Here is a 15,546-nt window from a genome sequence, read left to right as displayed (position 1 = left end):
AGCGGGAGACGCTGTTCGCTTCGATCAGAAGATCAGATCGATCAGGAAATAGGCGAGCGCCGAAATCGCCGCCGCGGCCGGCATGGTGATGAACCAGGCAATCACGATATTGCCGGCAAGCCCCCAGCGGACCGCCGAGACGCGCCGCGCCGCACCGACGCCGATGATCGCACCGGTGATGGTGTGCGTCGTCGAGACGGGAATGCCGAGCCAGGTGGCGGCAAAGAGCGTGATCGCCCCGCCGGTTTCGGCGCAGAAGCCCTGCATAGGATTGAGCCTGGTAATCTTCGAGCCCATGGTGTGCACGATGCGCCAGCCGCCGAACAGCGTGCCGAGCGCGATTGCCGCCTGGCAGGTTATGACCACCCAGAAGGGCACGTAGAACTCCGAACCGAGATAGCCCTGCGAGAAGAGCAGAACGGCAATGATGCCCATGGTCTTCTGCGCGTCATTGCCGCCGTGGCCGAGCGAATAGAGCGACGCGGAAACGAACTGCATCACGCGGAAGGTGCGGTCGACGGCAAAGGGCGTCTGCCGCACGAAAATCCAGGAGACGATCAACACCAGGAGCAAGGCCAGGAAGAAGCCTATCGCCGGCGACATGAAGATGGCGCCGACGGTCTTGAGAAGACCGGTCCAGACGATGGAACTAAAGCCGGTGCTGGCAAGGCCGGCACCGACGAGGCCGCCGATCAGCGCATGCGACGAACTCGACGGAATGCCGAAGAGCCAGGTGACGATGTTCCAGACGATCGCCCCCATGAGGGCCGAAAAGATCACCAGCGGCGTGACGATGCCGGGATCGATGATGCCCTTGCCGAGCGTCTCGGCCACATGCAGGCCAAAGAACAGGAAGGCGATGAAGTTGAAAAAGGCTGCCCAGATGACCGCGTATTGCGGTCTCAGCACCCGCGTCGAGACGATTGTCGCGATCGAGTTGGCAGCGTCGTGCAAACCGTTCAGGAAGTCGAAGAACAGCGCGATGCCGATCAGCCCGACGAGCAACGGAAAGGCGAGCGTCGCATCCATCAGACGTTCTCGATCACGATGCCGCTGATTTCATTGGCGACGTCCTCGAAGCGATCGATCACCTTTTCGAGCTCGCCATAGATCTCACTGCCGATGATATAGGCCATCGGGTTGCTGGCGCCGTGACGGCGGAAGAGATCCTTGAGGCCGAGGTCGTGCAATTCGTCGGCACGCCCCTCGATGCGGGTAACTTCCTCGGCGATGGCGATAAGGCGATTGTGATTGGCGCCGATACGGTCGAGCAACGGAATGGCCTCGCCGATCAGATGCGCGGCCTGGACGATGATCGTCGCCATCTCGCGCATGCCCGGATCGAATGTCTTCTGCTCGTAGAGCCGGATCGTCTTGACCGTCTTGTGCATCATGTCGATGGCATCGTCCATCGACTGGATCAGGTCCTTGATGTCGCCGCGGTCGAAGGGCGTGATGAAGGACCGGCGCACCGCCAGGAGCACTTCGCCAGTAATATGATCCGCTTCATCCTCAAGCGCGACGATCCGGTCGCACTGTTTCTCCATGTCGTCGCCACCGGCAAGCAGCCTGTCGAGCGCTTCGGCGGCACCGACAACGGTGAGCGCGTGTTTTGCGAAAAGGTCGAAGAAGCGATCTTCGCGGGGAAGCAGTTTGCGGAACCAAGCCAGCATTACAAATATATCCATCCGTGGATTGTCATGAAACTGTCATATTTGACCGAGGCGCTCAAGAAAAGCACCTGATTCAAGGGGTTTGTCGCCTATCCCCTGCCGATATCGACCTATCCCAGGCGATATCGACGCGCTGGCCATTTCGTCTTGCCTTGGCCAACGCTTTCGTCCTACTGCATGTCTCCTTAAATCGACCTCGATTTAAGGACGAAGACATGCAGCAATTCAAAGTGCTACAGCGACCTTTGCGCGTCTGATATGACGCGCGGCGCTGTAGCTGGCGCCCAACGTCGAATCCGGTTTGCCCATGCCCCACAAGGTCTTTCTCAACCGCTTGAAGCTCACGGAGTTCCGCAACTATGCGGCTCTCTCGCTGGAGCTCGACCAGCGCCATGTGGTGCTGACGGGAGAGAACGGCGCCGGCAAGACCAATTTGATGGAAGCGGTTTCCTTCCTCTCGCCAGGACGAGGCTTGAGGCGCGCGGCTTACGCCGACGTCACCCGCGTCGGCGCGAGCGACGGGTTTTCCGTCTTTGCGGAGGTCGAGGGCATGGAGGGGCCGGTCGAAATCGGCACCGGCACCGCCGGGGTAACCGAGGGCCAATCCCGGCGGCTGCGGCTCAACGGAACTCCGGCATCAACCGTCGACGAACTGACGGATCACCTGCGCGTTCTCTGGCTGACGCCATCGATGGACGGGCTCTTCACCGGGCCTTCGGCCGACCGGCGGCGCTTCCTCGATCGGCTGGTGCTTTCGCTCGATCCTGAGCATGGCCGACGCGCCAGCGAATTCGATCGGGCGATGCGCAGCCGAAACCGGCTGCTCAGCGAGTTTCGCCCGGATCCGTCCTGGCTGACCGCAATTGAGCGAGAGATGGCCGGTCTCGGGGTTTCCATGGCGCTGGCAAGGCAGGAGATGCTCGGCCTCTTGACCGCGCTCGTCGAGCGGAATGTCGATGACAGCGTTTTTCCGTCCGCCCGCCTGGCGCTGTCCGGCTTTCTCGACGACGAGGGCCATCGCCCGGCCTATGATCTCGAAGAGCAATATCTGACAATGTTGCGCGACGGGCGGCCGCGCGACGCAGCGGCGGGCCGGACGCTCGATGGACCGCACCGAAGCGACCTGCTGGTGCGTCATCGGGACAAGGACATGGAAGCCGCACGCTGCTCGACCGGCGAGCAGAAGGCGCTGCTCGTCGGACTGGTGCTGGCGCATGCGCGCCTCGTCGGCGACATGACTGGCCACGCGCCGATCCTGTTGCTTGACGAGATCGCCGCGCATCTCGACGTCAACCGGCGTGCGTCGCTGTTCGACCTCGTCGATGGTCTTGGCGGCCAGGCCTTCATGACCGGTACCGACCAGGCGATGTTCGAGGCGCTTGGCGAACGCGGTCGCTTCCTGACCGTTTCGCACGGGAGCGTTACGGGATAAGCAAGAGCGGATGAGGAAAAGTGTGTGCGGTTTTCCGCCCGCATCCGCTCTCGCTTGAGAATCGATCGGCCGCCCGGATGAGGAGGATGTTGCATGACCGGTGAGAACAAGCTCGACCAATCGGAGATCGCCCGCTACGCCCGCCATATCGTGCTGCCGGAAATCGGCGGCGCGGGGCAGCAAAAACTCAAAGCGGCACGTGTGCTGGTGATCGGCGCCGGCGGGCTCGGCGCCCCGGTGCTCGTCTATCTCGCGGCCGCTGGCATCGGCCGGATCGGCGTCGTCGACGACGACATCGTTGCGCTCTCGAACCTCCAGCGGCAGATCATTCACCGCACCGAGGACATCGATCGCGCCAAGGTCGAAAGGGCAGCCGAAGCGATCGGTTCACTCAACCCGCATGTCAGCGTCGACGAACACAGGCTGCGGCTCAACCCCGACAATGCCGAGGCGCTGTTCCGGCAATATCACCTGGTGATCGACGGCTCGGACAATTTCGACACACGCTATCTCGCAGCCGATACGGCAGCCGCGGTCGGCATACCGCTGGTGACCGGCGCCGTCGGCCGCTTCGACGGATCGCTGACGGTGCTGATGCCGTACAAGGCAGGCAGCGATGGACGGCCGAACCCCTCCTATCGCGATCTGTTCCCGGAACCACCGCCGGCCGGCGTCGTGCCCTCCTGCGCCGAGGCCGGCATCGTCGGCGCCCTGACCGGCGTCATCGGTACATTGCAGGCGATGGAGGCGATCAAGGTGATCGCCGGTTTCGGTGAACCGCTGGTCGGTCGGCTGTTGATGTATGACGCGCTGACGGCGCAGTTCAACACGATCCGCTACCGTCGCCGAGCGTAGGCCGATCATGGTGCAGATCTTTCGCATCAGTGAAAGCTTCGACCGGCACGAGGAGCTGCTAAAGCTGATCCTTGGCGCCTTCTCCTACATGGACGGACGGGTCGACCCGCCCTCCTCGGCGCACGTACTCACCGTCGAATCGCTCCGGCAGAAGAGTGCCAACGAGATCGCCTTTGGCGTTAGCGACGGCGAGCGGCTTGTCGGCTGCATCTTCTGCAAGCCTGAAGCCGATTGTCTCTATATTGGCAAGCTCGCGGTTGCCCCGCAGACACAGGGAAAGGGTATCGGCCGGTTGCTGCTCGCGGAAGCGGAGGCGACAGCGCGAGCGCTCGGCCTTTCGGCGTTGCGGCTACTCACCCGCATCGAACTCACCGAAAACCACCGGGCGTTCGCCGCCTGGGGCTTCGTCGAAACCGGTACGATGTGCCACCCCGGCTTTACCCGGCCGACGGCGATCGAGATGCGCAAGACACTCTAGCTAGCTTCTAACCTTGAGCAGGCCGGACGGACAGCCGCACGGCAGGACCGTGCGGCGCTCCGCGATCAGTCGCGGCCCGGAAGCACGCGGTCCGGCGGGCGATGGCCGTCGAAGAAGGTGCGGATGTTGATGACCACCTTGTCGCCCATATCGATGCGGCCCTCGAGCGTCGCCGAACTCATGTGTGGCAGGAGCACGACCTTGCCTTCGCCGGCAAGCTTGATCAGCTTCGGATTGACCGCCGGCTCGTTCTCGAAAACGTCGAGGCCGGCACCGGCGATCTTGCCTTCGCGCAGCGACTTGATCAGCGCCGTCTCGTCGATGATGCCGCCGCGGGCTGTGTTGACGATATAGCTGTCAGGCCGCATCAGCGCCAGGCGGCGGGCCGAGAGCAGGTGATAGGTCGCCGGCGTCGACGGGCAGTTGACCGAAACAATATCGACGCGGGCCAGCATCTGGTCGAGGCTGTCCCAGTAGGTCGCCTCCAGCATCTCTTCGGTTTCCGCGTTCACCCGGTGACGGTTGTGATAGTGGATCGAAAGGCCGAAGGCCTTGGCGCGGCGTGCGACCGCGGTGCCGATCCGGCCCATGCCGACGATGCCGATGCGCTTTCCGGCAATGCGCCGGCCGAGCATCCAGGTCGGCGACCACCCGGCCCATTCGCCCTTGCGATCGGTCAGGATCTGCGCACCTTCGGCAAGCCGGCGCGGCACTGCGAGAATCAGCGCCATCGCCATGTCGGCGGTGTCCTCCGTCAACACGTTCGGCGTGTTGGTGACGGTGATGCCTTTGCGCGCTGCGGCGTCGACGTCGATATTGTCGACCCCATTCGAGAAGCTGGCGATCAGCTTCAGCTGTGGGCCGGCCTGCTCGATCAGCGCCGCATCGATGCGATCGGTCACTGTCGGCACCAGCACGTCGGCGCGCTTCACCGCCGCGACGAGCTCGGGCTGGCTGCGCGGCGTGTCGTCGATGTTCAACTCCGCATCGAAAAGTTCGCGCATGCGCGTCTCGACGATATCAGGCAGTTTACGGGTGATGTAGACCGTGGGCTTCTTCTTGCTTGTCATTGCTGCGACGGGCCTTGTTGACGGGTCCTTAACCAAGTTGGGCGATACTTTCTCCCTGTAGCCGCAATTTCTACCAGACCCCACCGGGAAGACAAACAAAACTCGCGCGTTCGTCCCCGCGATTTCAGCCCGTGTGTTGGGCCCCAGGTGAACTGCGCCCGCAAAAGCTAGTGCCACGGAAAATGAGCTTCGTCATGCGTCATGTCATTTCCAGATTCTCGTTCTCGTTGATCGCCGCCTGCCTTGGCGCCGGGATCATGGCGTCGGCGGCTTACGCTCAAGCTGCCAAGGGCGCCAGCGGACTGCCGCTGCCGCGCTTCGTGAGCCTCAAGTCGAAGAGCGTCAATCTCCGGATCGGCCCGAGCGTCGATTACGCGGTCGCCTTCCGCTACATGAAGCCCGGCGTTCCCGTGGAGATCATCCAGGAATACGATAACTGGCGCCGTATCCGCGACGCCGACGGCACCGAAGGCTGGGTCAACCAGGCGCTGCTTTCCGGCGACCGTACAGCCGTCGCAGCGCCCTGGATGCGCGGCAAGGGCGAAGGCGTCTTCGTCAACATGCGCCGCGATCCGCAGGGTACATCCCCGATCGTCGCCCGCATGGAGCCGGGGGTCATCGTGCATGTCGGCGAATGCAATGGCGACTGGTGCCATGCCGAGACGCAGGGCGTCGAAGGCTGGATCGCCCAGAGCGAGATCTGGGGCGCCTATCCCGGCGAGGCCTTCAAGTAAGGCCACGCCTGCTTTTCACAAAATTCAATCAGGACGAATCAGGCGAGACCCGCCTGCTTGGCGGCCGTTTCCAGCGAGACCATCGGCCGCGGGCCGATCTGACCGATGACAATGCCGGCGGCGAGATTGCCGAGCCTGCTGCAGTCTTCGAGCGAGCGTCCGGTCGTGTAGCCGTGCAGGAAGCCCGCGGCATAGAGGTCGCCGGCACCGGTCGTATCGACGACCTGGGCGATCGGCGTTGCGCGGACCCGAACCCGCTCCTCTCCACGCACGACCACCGAGCCTTCTTCGCTGAGGGTCACGGCAGCGAGCTTGCAATCCTTCGAGAGTTTTTCCAGCGCCAGATCGAAGTCTTCGGTCTCGTAGAGGGCCAACGCTTCCTGCCTGTTGGCGAAGACGATATCGACCGTGCCTGATCGCATGAGTTCGAGGAACTCCTCGCGATAGCGGTGAACGCAGAAGCTGTCAGACAGCGTGATCGCGGTTTCGCGGCCGTTTTCGTGAGCGATCCGCGCGGTCTCGCGGATGGCGTCCTTGGCCCGCGGCGGATCCCAGAGATAGCCTTCGAAATAGGTGACCTTGGCCTCAGCGACGACGTCGGCCTCCACATCCTCGGGGCCAAGCTCGACGCAGGCGCCGAGATAGGTGTTCATCGAGCGCTCGCCATCCTCGGTGACGAAGATCATCGAGCGCGCGGTCGGCGGCACGTTTTCGAGCGGCTTCGTCTGGAAGTAAACGCCCTGGGCGCGGATGTCGTGCGCGAAGATCTCGCCGAGCTGGTCGCTCGCGGTCTTGCCGAAGTAGGCAGCGCGACCGCCAAGGCTGGCGACACCGGCTGCCGTATTGCCGGCGCTGCCGCCGGACGCTTCGACGGCCGGGCCCATGCGCGAGTACAACAACTCGGCTCGTTCGGCATCGATGAGGTTCATGGCGCCCTTTATGATGCCGTTTTCATTGAGAAAGGCATCGTCGCAGCGCGCGATGATATCAACGATGGCATTGCCGATCGTCAGCACGTCGTATTTTGTCATGAACCTCGTCCGGTCTCCGTGATGGCCGGTGTTCGTTAATACCGGTTTTCCGGCCATTTGGAAGACAAAAGACGTGGGGCCATCGCATCAGGCCGTCGGAAGCGCGCTTTCGTCGTAAGCTGCGGCGAATTCGGCGCTCGGCGGGATCGGCTTGATGACATCGATCAGCACGCCGTTCGGATCGGCGGTGATGAAATGACGCTGACCGAAGACCTCGTCTCGCAACGTCTTCAGGATCGGAAGCCCAGCGGCAACCGCTTGCGCGTAAATGCGATCCGGATCCTCGACCTCAAAATTCAGCAGAAGACCGCGGGTGGGCGTACGTGCTTCCTCCGGGATCGTCTCGTGGCGGTAGTCGAGCACCGCCAGCGTCACATGCTCGTCCTCGACCGACTGCAGATGCACATACCAATCGCTGGTGAAGAGCGCCTGGAAGCGGAAGTGCTCGATGTAAAAGGCGGCGGTGGCGGCAACATCTGATGTCATGATGACAGGATAGTAGCTCGTCGATTTCATGGCTTTCCCTCGCTCCGGCAATATCATACAATCTGTATGTATCTTTAATTAACATACAGGCTGCATGTATGCAACAGGAAGTCTCCCGTCGCTCCAATCGCGAGCGATCCGACACGACGCGCACCGCGATCCTCGATGCCGCGCGTGGCCTTTTCGTCACCCGGGGTTATGCCGATACCTCCACGCCCGATATTGTTGCCGCCGCCGGATTGACCCGCGGCGCGCTCTATCACCACTTCGAAGACAAGAAGGCATTGTTCCGTGCCGTGGCGGAGCGGGAGGCGGGCGCAGTGGCGATATCGATCGAGCAGGCAACGGCCAACGACCTCACGCCCCGCGACGCACTGAAAGTCGGTGCCCGCGCCTATTTCGACGCGATGCGCGAGCCGGGCCGAATCCGTCTGCTGCTGCTCGACGGGCCGGCGGTGCTCGGCAAGCAGGAAATGGCCGCGATCGACGCGGCCAATGCCCAGAGAACCCTGGAGGAGGGCATTGCCGAGGCGATGGCGCCGGCAGTGCCGGGCCCGGAAAGGCTGTCGGCCATGGCCTCGCTGCTTTCGGCCGCCTTCGATCGCGCGGCGCTCGACATCGCCGATGGTGCTTCGGCCGAGCTTTACGCGGAGACGATCGGCACGCTGATCGACCGGCTGGTGTCGGCCTGACGCCAACCGTCAAGACAATACCAGGGTGCCTCAGCCTGCGGCGGAGATGATCTGCGGCGGTAGTTCGACGAGCGGCGCCGGGATATCGCAGGTCTTTTCCGGCGACTTGCAGAGATCGGCGATGACGCAGCGCTCGCATTCGGGCTTGCGCGCCTTGCAACAGTAGCGCCCGTGCAGGATCAGCCAGTGATGCGCGTGGTAGAGGTATTCATCCGGGATGATCTTGATCAGCTTGTCTTCCACCTCGTCTGGGGTCTTGCCCGGTGCCAGACAGAGGCGGTTGGCGATGCGGAGGATGTGGGTGTCGACGGCGATCGTCGACTGGCCGAAGGCCATCGACAACACCACATTCGCGGTCTTGCGACCGACCCCCGGAAGGGTCACCAGTTCCTCCCGCGTGCGCGGCACTTCGCCACCGAAATCGCGGATCAGCTTTTCGCTGAGCGCGATGACGTTCTTCGCCTTGTTGCGGTAGAGACCGATGGTCTTGATGTAGTCCCGGACCTTCTCTTCCCCAAGCGCCAGCATCTTCTCCGGCGTATCGGCGATGGCGAAGAGCGCGCGCGTCGCCTTGTTGACGCCGGCATCGGTCGCTTGCGCCGAGAGCGCCACGGCAACGACGAGCGTGAACGGGTTGACGTGCTCCAACTCGCCCTTCGGCTCGGGGCGCTGGATCGAGAAGCGGCGGAAAATCTCCTTGAGCTCGTCCTGGCTGTAGAGGCTCTTCACCCGCGGCGTTGCGCGGCGGCTCGTCTTGGGTTTTGCGGCGCTGACGGGGAATTTCGGCTTCACGTTTTTCATGATGCATCTATAGTCAAAGGTCATGATCAATGGCAACGTCACCACCCCGCCCGAGGATGCGCCGGTCTTCACCGCCGAGCTTACGCCCTATCGTTCGCTCGGGCGAAAAGGCTTCAGGATCGTCTTCCTGATCGCCGGACTGCTCAGCCTGGTGCACGCTTTTGTCTTCCTCGTCATCGGCGCCTGGCCGATCGTGTTCTTCTTCGGGCTCGACTACCTGCTGCTGTTCGGCGCCTTCTGGCTGAATTACCGCTCGGCGCTCAGCCGCGAAGAGGTCAGCGTTTCCAGAACCGATGTTTCCGTGCGCAAGTTCACGCCGTCGGGCCAGATCACCGAACACCGCTTCAATCCGTTCTGGGCCCGCTTCAATGTCGCCCGCCATCAGGAAATCGGCATCATCTCGATGACGATCAGCGGTGGTGGCCGCCGGACCGACATCGGTTCGTTTCTCAATCGCGACGATCGCGAGACCTTCGCGCTCGCCCTCTCGGGTGCGCTTGCGACCGTTCGCCGCCGCTGACGCTCGCCGAACGACCAATGGGACGCAAATCCGCGCATTCGTTCAAGTTTCGGGTGGTTTCCTGGACCAGCAAGGGATTACCTGTGACATGACAGGAGAAGAGCCATGAACATTGCGACATCCGTACCCACAGACATCACGCCGAAAGGCACCGATTACGATACGGTCAGCCGCGTGATCGAAATGCTCACCGAGGATTATCGCGACCAGCCGTCGCTCGAAACGGTGGCGCACCGCCTGAAGCAGTCGCCGACGCAACTCCAGAAGGTCTTCACCCGCTGGGCCGGGCTTTCGCCGAAGGCCTTCCTCCAGGCGGTGACGCTCGACCATGCCAAGCGCCTGTTGCGCCAGGAAGACATGCCGCTGCTCGAAACCAGCATCGAGGTCGGCCTGTCAGGGCCGAGCCGCCTGCACGACCTGTTCGTCACCCACGAGGCGATGTCGCCCGGCGAATGGAAGGCGCGCGGCACCGGCCTGACGATCCGCTACGGTTACCATCCCTCGCCCTTCGGCACGGCGCTGGTGATGATCACAGACCGCGGCCTGGCAGGCCTCGCCTTTAACGATGGCGGCGGCGAACAGGCGAGCTTCGAGGACATGGCGCAACGCTGGCCGAACGCCAGCTATATCGAAGACAGTGCGGCCACCGCCTACTATGCGGCACGCATCTTCGATCCCTCGCGCTGGCGCCAGGAAGAGCCGCTGCATATCTTCCTGATCGGCTCCGATTTTCAGATCCGGGTCTGGCAGGCATTGTTGAAGATCCCGCTCGGCTGCGCCACCACCTATTCGAACATCGCCGGGACGATCGGCCAGCCGACGGCCTCGCGCGCCGTCGGTGCCGCGGTCGGGCGTAATCCGATCTCCTTCGTGGTTCCCTGCCATCGCGCACTCGGCAAGAGCGGCGATCTCACCGGCTACCACTGGGGCCTGACGCGCAAGCGCGCGATCCTCGGCTGGGAAGCCGGCAAGGCGGCGGACGGCACGATCTGATGCTTTCAAGTCACGCAGATCCGGACGGAAAGCCGCTTCGCACCTTTCCTGGAACTGCTTGGAAAAACAAAAAAGGGGCGCTCGGCGCCCCTTCTTCATTTCCATCTTTGTCAGCGCTCAGTGGGCGCCGGACATGTCGCCCAGCACTTCCTTGGAAGCGACCGTCGAGTCGGCCTTGAGCTTGTAGACCATTGGCACGCCGGTCGCGAGGTTGAGCTTCAGGATCTCTTCCTTGGTCAAATGATCGAGCACCATGACCAGCGAGCGCAGCGAGTTGCCGTGGGCGGCGACCAGAACCTTCTGGCCCGACAGCACGCGCGGCAGGATCTCGGTCAGGTAATAGGGCCAGACGCGGGCACCGGTGTCACGCAGGCTTTCGCCGCCCGGAGGCGGCACGTCGTAGGAGCGGCGCCAGATGTGCACCTGCTCTTCGCCCCACTTCTCGCGTGCGTCGTCCTTGTTAAGGCCGGAGAGGTCGCCGTAGTCGCGCTCGTTGAGCGCCTGGTCGCGGATCGTTTCGAGCGAGGACTGGCCGACGGCGTCGAGCACGAACTGGCAGGTGCGCTGGGCACGGACGAGGTCCGAGGTGAAGGCGATGTCGAACTTGATGCCATATTCGGCAAGCGCCTTGCCGCCGGCCCTGGCTTCCGCGACGCCGAGTTCCGTCAGGTCCGGATCACGCCAGCCGGTAAACAGGTTCTTCAGGTTCCAGTCGCTCTGGCCATGCCGGACGAGGACGAGAGTACCGCTCATGTCGAATTCCCCTTGAGACTTGAGAGTGGAAAGGTCAGTTGAGCCCGAGAACGTCGAGCATGGAATAGAAGCCGGGTTTCTGGCTGCGTGCCCAAAGCGCCGCCGTGACGGCGCCGCGCGCGAAGATCGAGCGATCCGTGGCACTGTGCGAGAGCGTCACCTGCTCGCCTTCGCCGGCGAGAATGACCGAGTGTTCGCCGACGACCGAGCCGCCGCGCAGCGTCGCAAAGCCGATCGTACCGGCCGGACGCGGGCCCGTATGACCGTCACGCACGCGCACCGAATTGTCGGCAAGGCTGATGCCGCGTCCCGTCGCCGCCGCTTCGCCGAGAAGCAATGCGGTGCCCGAGGGCGCATCGACCTTGTGCTTGTGGTGCATTTCGAGGATTTCGATATCCCAATTGGCGGGGCCGAGCGCACGCGCCGCCTTTTCCGTCAACACGCCGAGCAGGTTCACACCGAGGCTCATATTGCCCGACTTGACGATCCGGGCGTGACGCGCAGCAGCACGGATTTTCGCCTCGTCGTCGGCCGAGCAGCCGGTGGTCCCGATGACATGGACGATGCGGGCCTGGGCCGCAAGGCCGGCAAACTCGACGGTGCCCGCGGGTGCTGTGAAATCAAGCACGCCTTCCGCCTCGACGAACGCTTCGAGCGGCTGGTCGGTGACCGGCACGCCGATCGGCCCGAGACCGGCCACTTCGCCGGCGTCACGGCCGATGAAGGGAGAACCCGGGCGTTCGATGGCGGCATGCAGGCGCACGCCGTCCATCGCGTGGACCGTGCGTATCAGCGTCTGGCCCATACGGCCTGCAGCACCCACCACCACGAGCTTCATATCGGGTTCGCCCATCGGTGATTTCCTTCTCGTCCGCTGTTAGCGCGTTCCCAGTCAAAACGGCGTCGGGAAACGCTCTATCTCATTGTTCTTACGCATTTCCGGACGCAAAACCGCTACGCGCTTTTGCTGGAAATGTTCTAGATTTCGGCGCCGGCCGGCGCTTCGGGCGCCTTGGCCTCAGGCGACTGGCCCTGAAGATTGTGAAGCCGAGCGTAGAGACCGTCCGGTCGCCGTGCAAGCTCGGCATGCGTGCCCTCCTCGACGACGGAACCATCCTTCATGACGATGATCTTGTCGGCATTGACGACGGTCGAAAGGCGATGCGCGATGACGATCACCGTACGGCCGTTCATGGCGTAATCGAGCGCCTTCTGCACGGCGGCTTCCGATTCGGTATCGAGCGCCGAGGTGGCCTCGTCGAGCAGCAGGATCGGCGCATTGCGCACGAGTGCACGGGCGATGGACAGCCGCTGGCGCTGGCCGCCGGAAAGCGTCATGCCGTTTTCGCCGACCGGGGTATCGTATCCCTGCGGCTGCGCCAGAATGAAATCATGCGCATAGGCAAGCCGCGCGGCTTCCTCGATCTCCGCGTCGGTCGCATCGATGCGCCCGTAGCGGATGTTGTCGCGGATCGATCCTTCGAAGAGGTAGGGTTGCTGCGACACATAGGCGATGCTCTTGCGCAGCGACTGCTTGGTGACGTCGGCAATATCCTGCCCATCGATCAGAATCTGGCCGGAAGCCGGATCGTAGAACCGCGGGATGAGGCTGATGACCGTCGACTTGCCGGCACCGGAGGGGCCGACGAGCGCCGTCGTCTTGCCGCCTTCTGCAACGAAGCTGACGCCTTTCAGAACCTCGTCGCCGTTAGCGTACTGGAAGCGGACGTCGCGCAGCTCGACTGCGGCACTCGTGAAGGCCAGTTCCTTGGCGTCCGCCTTGTCGCGCTGATGCGGCACGGTGTCGAGGATTTCGTAGACCATGCGGGCATTGACGGCAGCACGCTCCATCGAGACTTGCAGCCGCGCCAGTCGGCGGGCGGGATCGTAAGCCATCAGGAGAGCCACCACGAAGGCGAAGAAGGCGCCGGGCGGCACGTCCGCATAGATCGCGCGGAAGGCGGAATAGGCAAGCACAGCAGAAATCGCGAGGCCGGCGAAGGTTTCGGTCATCGGTGCCGTGCGCTCGCTCAACCGCGCAATGCGGTTCGCCCGGTTCTCGGCCCGATCGATGATCGCATCGACCTTGCCGCGCAGTTCGCCTTCCATGGTGAAGGCCTTGACGATGGTGATGCCCTGGATCGTTTCCTGCATCGCGCCGAGAACGCGGCTATTGACCTCGATCGATTCGCGCGTCGCCGAACGCAGGCGCCTGGAAACGTAGCGCAGGCCGAGCAGCAACGGCGGCGCCGCGACGAAGACGATGATCGACAGCAACCAGTCCTTGGCGAACATGACGCCGACCAGACCAATCAGGGTCAGGAGATCGCGGGCGATCGACGTGACCGTCAGGTTGAGCACGTCGCGGATGCCGCTGACATTCTGGCTGATCTGGGCTGCAAGCTGTGCCGATCGCGTCTCGTTGAAATAGCCGACGCTCAGCGCCATCAGATGGGCGTAGAGCCGGCGCTGGTAACGCGCGACGATGTTGTTGCCGATCTTCGACAGGGCAACGGCCTGGCCGTAGGTGGCGAAGCCACGCAGAATGAAGGCTGCGAGGATCGCGCCGCAGACGAGCAGGACGATATCTGCCCGCTTGTTGGCGAAAGCCTCGTTGATCACGGTCTCCATGATCGAGGCCGTGAAACCGGTTGTGGCAGCGACGACGGCCAGACAGGCAATGGCAAAAGCATAGCCGCGAATGTGGTCGCGACCGTTTTCCGCAATGACCCGTTTCAGAATTCCGCTGATCGTATCGGAATCGACCGCGTGCTGTTTTCTATTGCTGGCGCTCAAAAAGCCCGTCTTCCCTGGACCCAATGTGGCGAGCCGGTTTCCGGCCCGACCTTTCCCGGGGCTCTATAGTAGTTTGGTATCGCTTTGGCGAGTCTTTGCGCGCGCCGACTGCTCAGCTTCTCCAGCGGCGTCCCTCCGTTGCAACACCGAAATCCCTCGGCGTGCGGGCAAAAGCGGCCAGACCGGAGAGCGCCGCCATCGGATGAATGACGGCAAAGGTCGGGATCGTCTTCATCAGCGCCGAGTGCGGCGCCTTGTCTTCGAAGGCGTCACGGAACGGTGATTTCATGAGCGCCGGCAGGATCTTCTGCGAGATGCCACCCGCCAGAAACACGCCGCCGCGGGCCATGAAGATTAGCGCCATGTCGCCGGCAACACGGCCGAGATAGGTGCAGAACAGCGAGATCGTCTCGATCGCCGCCCTGTCGCTCTCGGCCAGCGCGTGCGTCGTCACTTCCGCCGGATCGATGAGCACCGGGTCCACGCCATCGGCGGCACAGACGGCGCGATAGAGATTCATGATGCCGCGCCCGCAGAGAATCTGCTCGCCGGCCATGCGTCCCTCGATCGGTTCGAGGAAGGGCCAGATCTGAAAGTCGCGTTCGCTACGCGGGCCGATGTCGACATGGCCGCCCTCGCCCGGTACCGGGATCCAGGTGTGCTGGGCAAAGACCAGTCCGCCGACGCCGAGACCCGTGCCCGGGCCAAGCACGACACGCGACGTCAGGGGACGAACGCTGCCGCCGCCGATCTGCACGAGATCCTCGTCCGCCGGCGCAGCCACGGCGAGCGCCTGTGCCTCGAAATCGTTGATGATCAGCACGTCCTCGAGGCCAAGGCTCGAGAGCATGTCCTTCGGCCTGATCACCCAGCCGGCATTGGTGAGCGGAATTTCATCGCCCCGGATCGGACCGGCCACCGCCAGAATCGCCGAACGCGGCTGCACCGAGGTCTTGTCGAGGATGCTCTTCTGCATCGCCTCCTCGATCGTTTCGAAATCGCCGGTCTTGATCGGCGGCAGCTGCTTCGGCTCGGCAAAGGCATCGAGGAGCAGGGCAAAGCGGGCATTGGTGCCACCGATATCACCGATCAGGATCGGAAAGGGGAAGGCGTTTTCACTGGTGCCGGGCATCGCAAGATCCATCCTGATCGTCGTGGCAGGTATATCGCTGTCTATCAGCTAGAGCGGGATAAGGGAAAGTGTGTCCGGTTTTCCGCCCGCAGCCGCCTAA

At 63.2% G+C, this 15,546-nt stretch carries 17 protein-coding genes; 7 read left to right on the top strand and 10 right to left on the bottom strand.

From position 1 onward, the window contains the following. Positions 1 to 24: 24 nt before the first annotated feature. Positions 25 to 1,029: an inorganic phosphate transporter gene (locus ACTJKM_RS30790; RefSeq protein ID WP_057247755.1), complete on the bottom strand. Its 1,005-nt coding sequence runs from the start codon at positions 1,027 to 1,029 to the stop codon at positions 25 to 27. Continuing rightward, entirely contained in the window at positions 1,029 to 1,673 is a 645-nt protein-coding gene (locus ACTJKM_RS30785; protein ID WP_057247754.1) for a DUF47 family protein, read from the bottom strand. Before ACTJKM_RS30785 ends, ACTJKM_RS30790 begins: the two co-directional genes overlap by 1 nt. A 307-nt stretch (positions 1,674 to 1,980) precedes the next feature. Here ACTJKM_RS30785 and recF point away from each other — a divergent pair, with 307 nt between their 5' ends. The 3 genes from recF to ACTJKM_RS30770 all read left to right on the top strand — a co-directional run bounded on the left by recF (position 1,981) and on the right by ACTJKM_RS30770 (position 4,438). Next, positions 1,981 to 3,105, top strand: a complete 1,125-nt coding sequence (recF, locus tag ACTJKM_RS30780) for a DNA replication/repair protein RecF (RefSeq protein ID WP_058328323.1) — start codon at positions 1,981 to 1,983, stop codon at positions 3,103 to 3,105. A 93-nt stretch (positions 3,106 to 3,198) separates the two neighbouring features. Further along, positions 3,199 to 3,960 (top strand): molybdopterin-synthase adenylyltransferase MoeB, encoded by a 762-nt coding sequence (locus tag ACTJKM_RS30775; RefSeq protein ID WP_058328324.1) that lies wholly within the window; start codon positions 3,199 to 3,201, stop codon positions 3,958 to 3,960. Positions 3,961 to 3,967: 7 nt separating this feature from the next. After that, positions 3,968 to 4,438, top strand: a complete 471-nt coding sequence (locus ACTJKM_RS30770) for a GNAT family N-acetyltransferase (RefSeq protein WP_440639112.1) — start codon at positions 3,968 to 3,970, stop codon at positions 4,436 to 4,438. A gap of 65 nt (positions 4,439 to 4,503) precedes the next feature. Here the strand turns inward: ACTJKM_RS30770 and ACTJKM_RS30765 are convergent, their stop codons facing one another. Further along, on the bottom strand, positions 4,504 to 5,508 hold the full coding sequence (locus tag ACTJKM_RS30765; RefSeq protein ID WP_057247751.1) for a 2-hydroxyacid dehydrogenase: 1,005 nt from the start codon (positions 5,506 to 5,508) through the stop codon (positions 4,504 to 4,506). A 182-nt stretch (positions 5,509 to 5,690) separates the two neighbouring features. On the opposite strand from ACTJKM_RS30765, the gene ACTJKM_RS30760 reads away from it, so the two are divergent. Then, positions 5,691 to 6,242 (top strand): SH3 domain-containing protein, encoded by a 552-nt coding sequence (locus ACTJKM_RS30760; RefSeq protein WP_057247750.1) that lies wholly within the window; start codon positions 5,691 to 5,693, stop codon positions 6,240 to 6,242. A 38-nt stretch (positions 6,243 to 6,280) separates the two neighbouring features. Here ACTJKM_RS30760 and ACTJKM_RS30755 read toward each other — a convergent pair whose 3' ends face one another. Both ACTJKM_RS30755 and ACTJKM_RS30750 read right to left on the bottom strand, forming a co-directional pair. After that, positions 6,281 to 7,273: an adenosine kinase gene (locus tag ACTJKM_RS30755; RefSeq protein ID WP_057247749.1), complete on the bottom strand. Its 993-nt coding sequence runs from the start codon at positions 7,271 to 7,273 to the stop codon at positions 6,281 to 6,283. Between the two features lie 87 nt (positions 7,274 to 7,360). Then, positions 7,361 to 7,789 carry a VOC family protein gene (locus tag ACTJKM_RS30750; RefSeq protein ID WP_057247748.1) on the bottom strand — a complete coding sequence of 143 codons (429 nt, stop codon included), beginning with the start codon at positions 7,787 to 7,789 and terminating at the stop codon, positions 7,361 to 7,363. 68 nt (positions 7,790 to 7,857) lie between these two features. Between ACTJKM_RS30750 and ACTJKM_RS30745 the strand changes: the two genes are divergently transcribed. Then, on the top strand, positions 7,858 to 8,451 hold the full coding sequence (locus tag ACTJKM_RS30745) for a TetR/AcrR family transcriptional regulator (protein WP_057247747.1): 594 nt from the start codon (positions 7,858 to 7,860) through the stop codon (positions 8,449 to 8,451). A gap of 30 nt (positions 8,452 to 8,481) precedes the next feature. On the opposite strand, the gene nth is transcribed toward ACTJKM_RS30745, so the two are convergent. Beyond that, positions 8,482 to 9,252, bottom strand: coding sequence for an endonuclease III (nth, locus tag ACTJKM_RS30740; protein WP_058328341.1), 771 nt, complete (start codon positions 9,250 to 9,252; stop codon positions 8,482 to 8,484). A 22-nt stretch (positions 9,253 to 9,274) separates the two neighbouring features. Here nth and ACTJKM_RS30735 point away from each other — a divergent pair, with 22 nt between their 5' ends. Both ACTJKM_RS30735 and ACTJKM_RS30730 read left to right on the top strand, forming a co-directional pair. Then, complete coding sequence (locus tag ACTJKM_RS30735; RefSeq protein ID WP_057247746.1) at positions 9,275 to 9,772, top strand: DUF2244 domain-containing protein; 498 nt, start codon at positions 9,275 to 9,277, stop codon at positions 9,770 to 9,772. Positions 9,773 to 9,877: 105 nt separating this feature from the next. Then, on the top strand, positions 9,878 to 10,765 hold the full coding sequence (locus ACTJKM_RS30730) for a methylated-DNA--[protein]-cysteine S-methyltransferase (protein WP_058324472.1): 888 nt from the start codon (positions 9,878 to 9,880) through the stop codon (positions 10,763 to 10,765). Between the two features lie 117 nt (positions 10,766 to 10,882). On the opposite strand, the gene ACTJKM_RS30725 is transcribed toward ACTJKM_RS30730, so the two are convergent. From ACTJKM_RS30725 to ACTJKM_RS30710, 4 genes are all read right to left on the bottom strand, one after another. Next, positions 10,883 to 11,518 (bottom strand): 2,3-bisphosphoglycerate-dependent phosphoglycerate mutase, encoded by a 636-nt coding sequence (locus ACTJKM_RS30725; protein ID WP_058328325.1) that lies wholly within the window; start codon positions 11,516 to 11,518, stop codon positions 10,883 to 10,885. Between the two features lie 34 nt (positions 11,519 to 11,552). Then, entirely contained in the window at positions 11,553 to 12,371 is an 819-nt protein-coding gene (gene dapB / locus ACTJKM_RS30720; protein ID WP_057247743.1) for a 4-hydroxy-tetrahydrodipicolinate reductase, read from the bottom strand. A gap of 125 nt (positions 12,372 to 12,496) precedes the next feature. Next, positions 12,497 to 14,314, bottom strand: a complete 1,818-nt coding sequence (locus ACTJKM_RS30715) for an ABC transporter ATP-binding protein (RefSeq protein WP_058328326.1) — start codon at positions 14,312 to 14,314, stop codon at positions 12,497 to 12,499. Between the two features lie 112 nt (positions 14,315 to 14,426). Continuing rightward, on the bottom strand, positions 14,427 to 15,446 hold the full coding sequence (locus ACTJKM_RS30710; RefSeq protein ID WP_057248222.1) for a glucokinase: 1,020 nt from the start codon (positions 15,444 to 15,446) through the stop codon (positions 14,427 to 14,429). Positions 15,447 to 15,546: the final 100 nt, after the last annotated feature.

The organism is Ensifer sp. 22460 (genome assembly GCF_052044935.1).
Classification (GTDB): Bacteria; Pseudomonadota; Alphaproteobacteria; order Rhizobiales; family Rhizobiaceae; genus Ensifer.
This window is presented reverse-complemented; position numbering and strand designations above follow the sequence as displayed.

What these genes read in the sequence shown, in the direction of transcription:
- ACTJKM_RS30765 (WP_057247751.1), bottom strand. Translation starts at nt 5,508, where the DNA reads ATGACAAGCAAGAAGAAGCCCACGGTCTACATCACCCGTAAACTGCCT.
- ACTJKM_RS30730 (WP_058324472.1), top strand. Translation starts at nt 9,878, where the DNA reads ATGAACATTGCGACATCCGTACCCACAGACATCACGCCGAAAGGCACC.
- ACTJKM_RS30710 (WP_057248222.1), bottom strand. Translation starts at nt 15,446, where the DNA reads ATGCCCGGCACCAGTGAAAACGCCTTCCCCTTTCCGATCCTGATCGGT.
- ACTJKM_RS30750 (WP_057247748.1), bottom strand. Translation starts at nt 7,789, where the DNA reads ATGAAATCGACGAGCTACTATCCTGTCATCATGACATCAGATGTTGCC.
- ACTJKM_RS30745 (WP_057247747.1), top strand. Translation starts at nt 7,858, where the DNA reads ATGCAACAGGAAGTCTCCCGTCGCTCCAATCGCGAGCGATCCGACACG.
- recF (WP_058328323.1), top strand. Translation starts at nt 1,981, where the DNA reads ATGCCCCACAAGGTCTTTCTCAACCGCTTGAAGCTCACGGAGTTCCGC.
- nth (WP_058328341.1), bottom strand. Translation starts at nt 9,252, where the DNA reads ATGAAAAACGTGAAGCCGAAATTCCCCGTCAGCGCCGCAAAACCCAAG.
- ACTJKM_RS30725 (WP_058328325.1), bottom strand. Translation starts at nt 11,518, where the DNA reads ATGAGCGGTACTCTCGTCCTCGTCCGGCATGGCCAGAGCGACTGGAAC.
- ACTJKM_RS30770 (WP_440639112.1), top strand. Translation starts at nt 3,968, where the DNA reads ATGGTGCAGATCTTTCGCATCAGTGAAAGCTTCGACCGGCACGAGGAG.
- ACTJKM_RS30785 (WP_057247754.1), bottom strand. Translation starts at nt 1,673, where the DNA reads ATGCTGGCTTGGTTCCGCAAACTGCTTCCCCGCGAAGATCGCTTCTTC.
- ACTJKM_RS30735 (WP_057247746.1), top strand. Translation starts at nt 9,275, where the DNA reads ATGATCAATGGCAACGTCACCACCCCGCCCGAGGATGCGCCGGTCTTC.
- ACTJKM_RS30775 (WP_058328324.1), top strand. Translation starts at nt 3,199, where the DNA reads ATGACCGGTGAGAACAAGCTCGACCAATCGGAGATCGCCCGCTACGCC.
- ACTJKM_RS30790 (WP_057247755.1), bottom strand. Translation starts at nt 1,029, where the DNA reads ATGGATGCGACGCTCGCCTTTCCGTTGCTCGTCGGGCTGATCGGCATC.
- ACTJKM_RS30755 (WP_057247749.1), bottom strand. Translation starts at nt 7,273, where the DNA reads ATGACAAAATACGACGTGCTGACGATCGGCAATGCCATCGTTGATATC.
- ACTJKM_RS30760 (WP_057247750.1), top strand. Translation starts at nt 5,691, where the DNA reads ATGAGCTTCGTCATGCGTCATGTCATTTCCAGATTCTCGTTCTCGTTG.
- dapB (WP_057247743.1), bottom strand. Translation starts at nt 12,371, where the DNA reads ATGGGCGAACCCGATATGAAGCTCGTGGTGGTGGGTGCTGCAGGCCGT.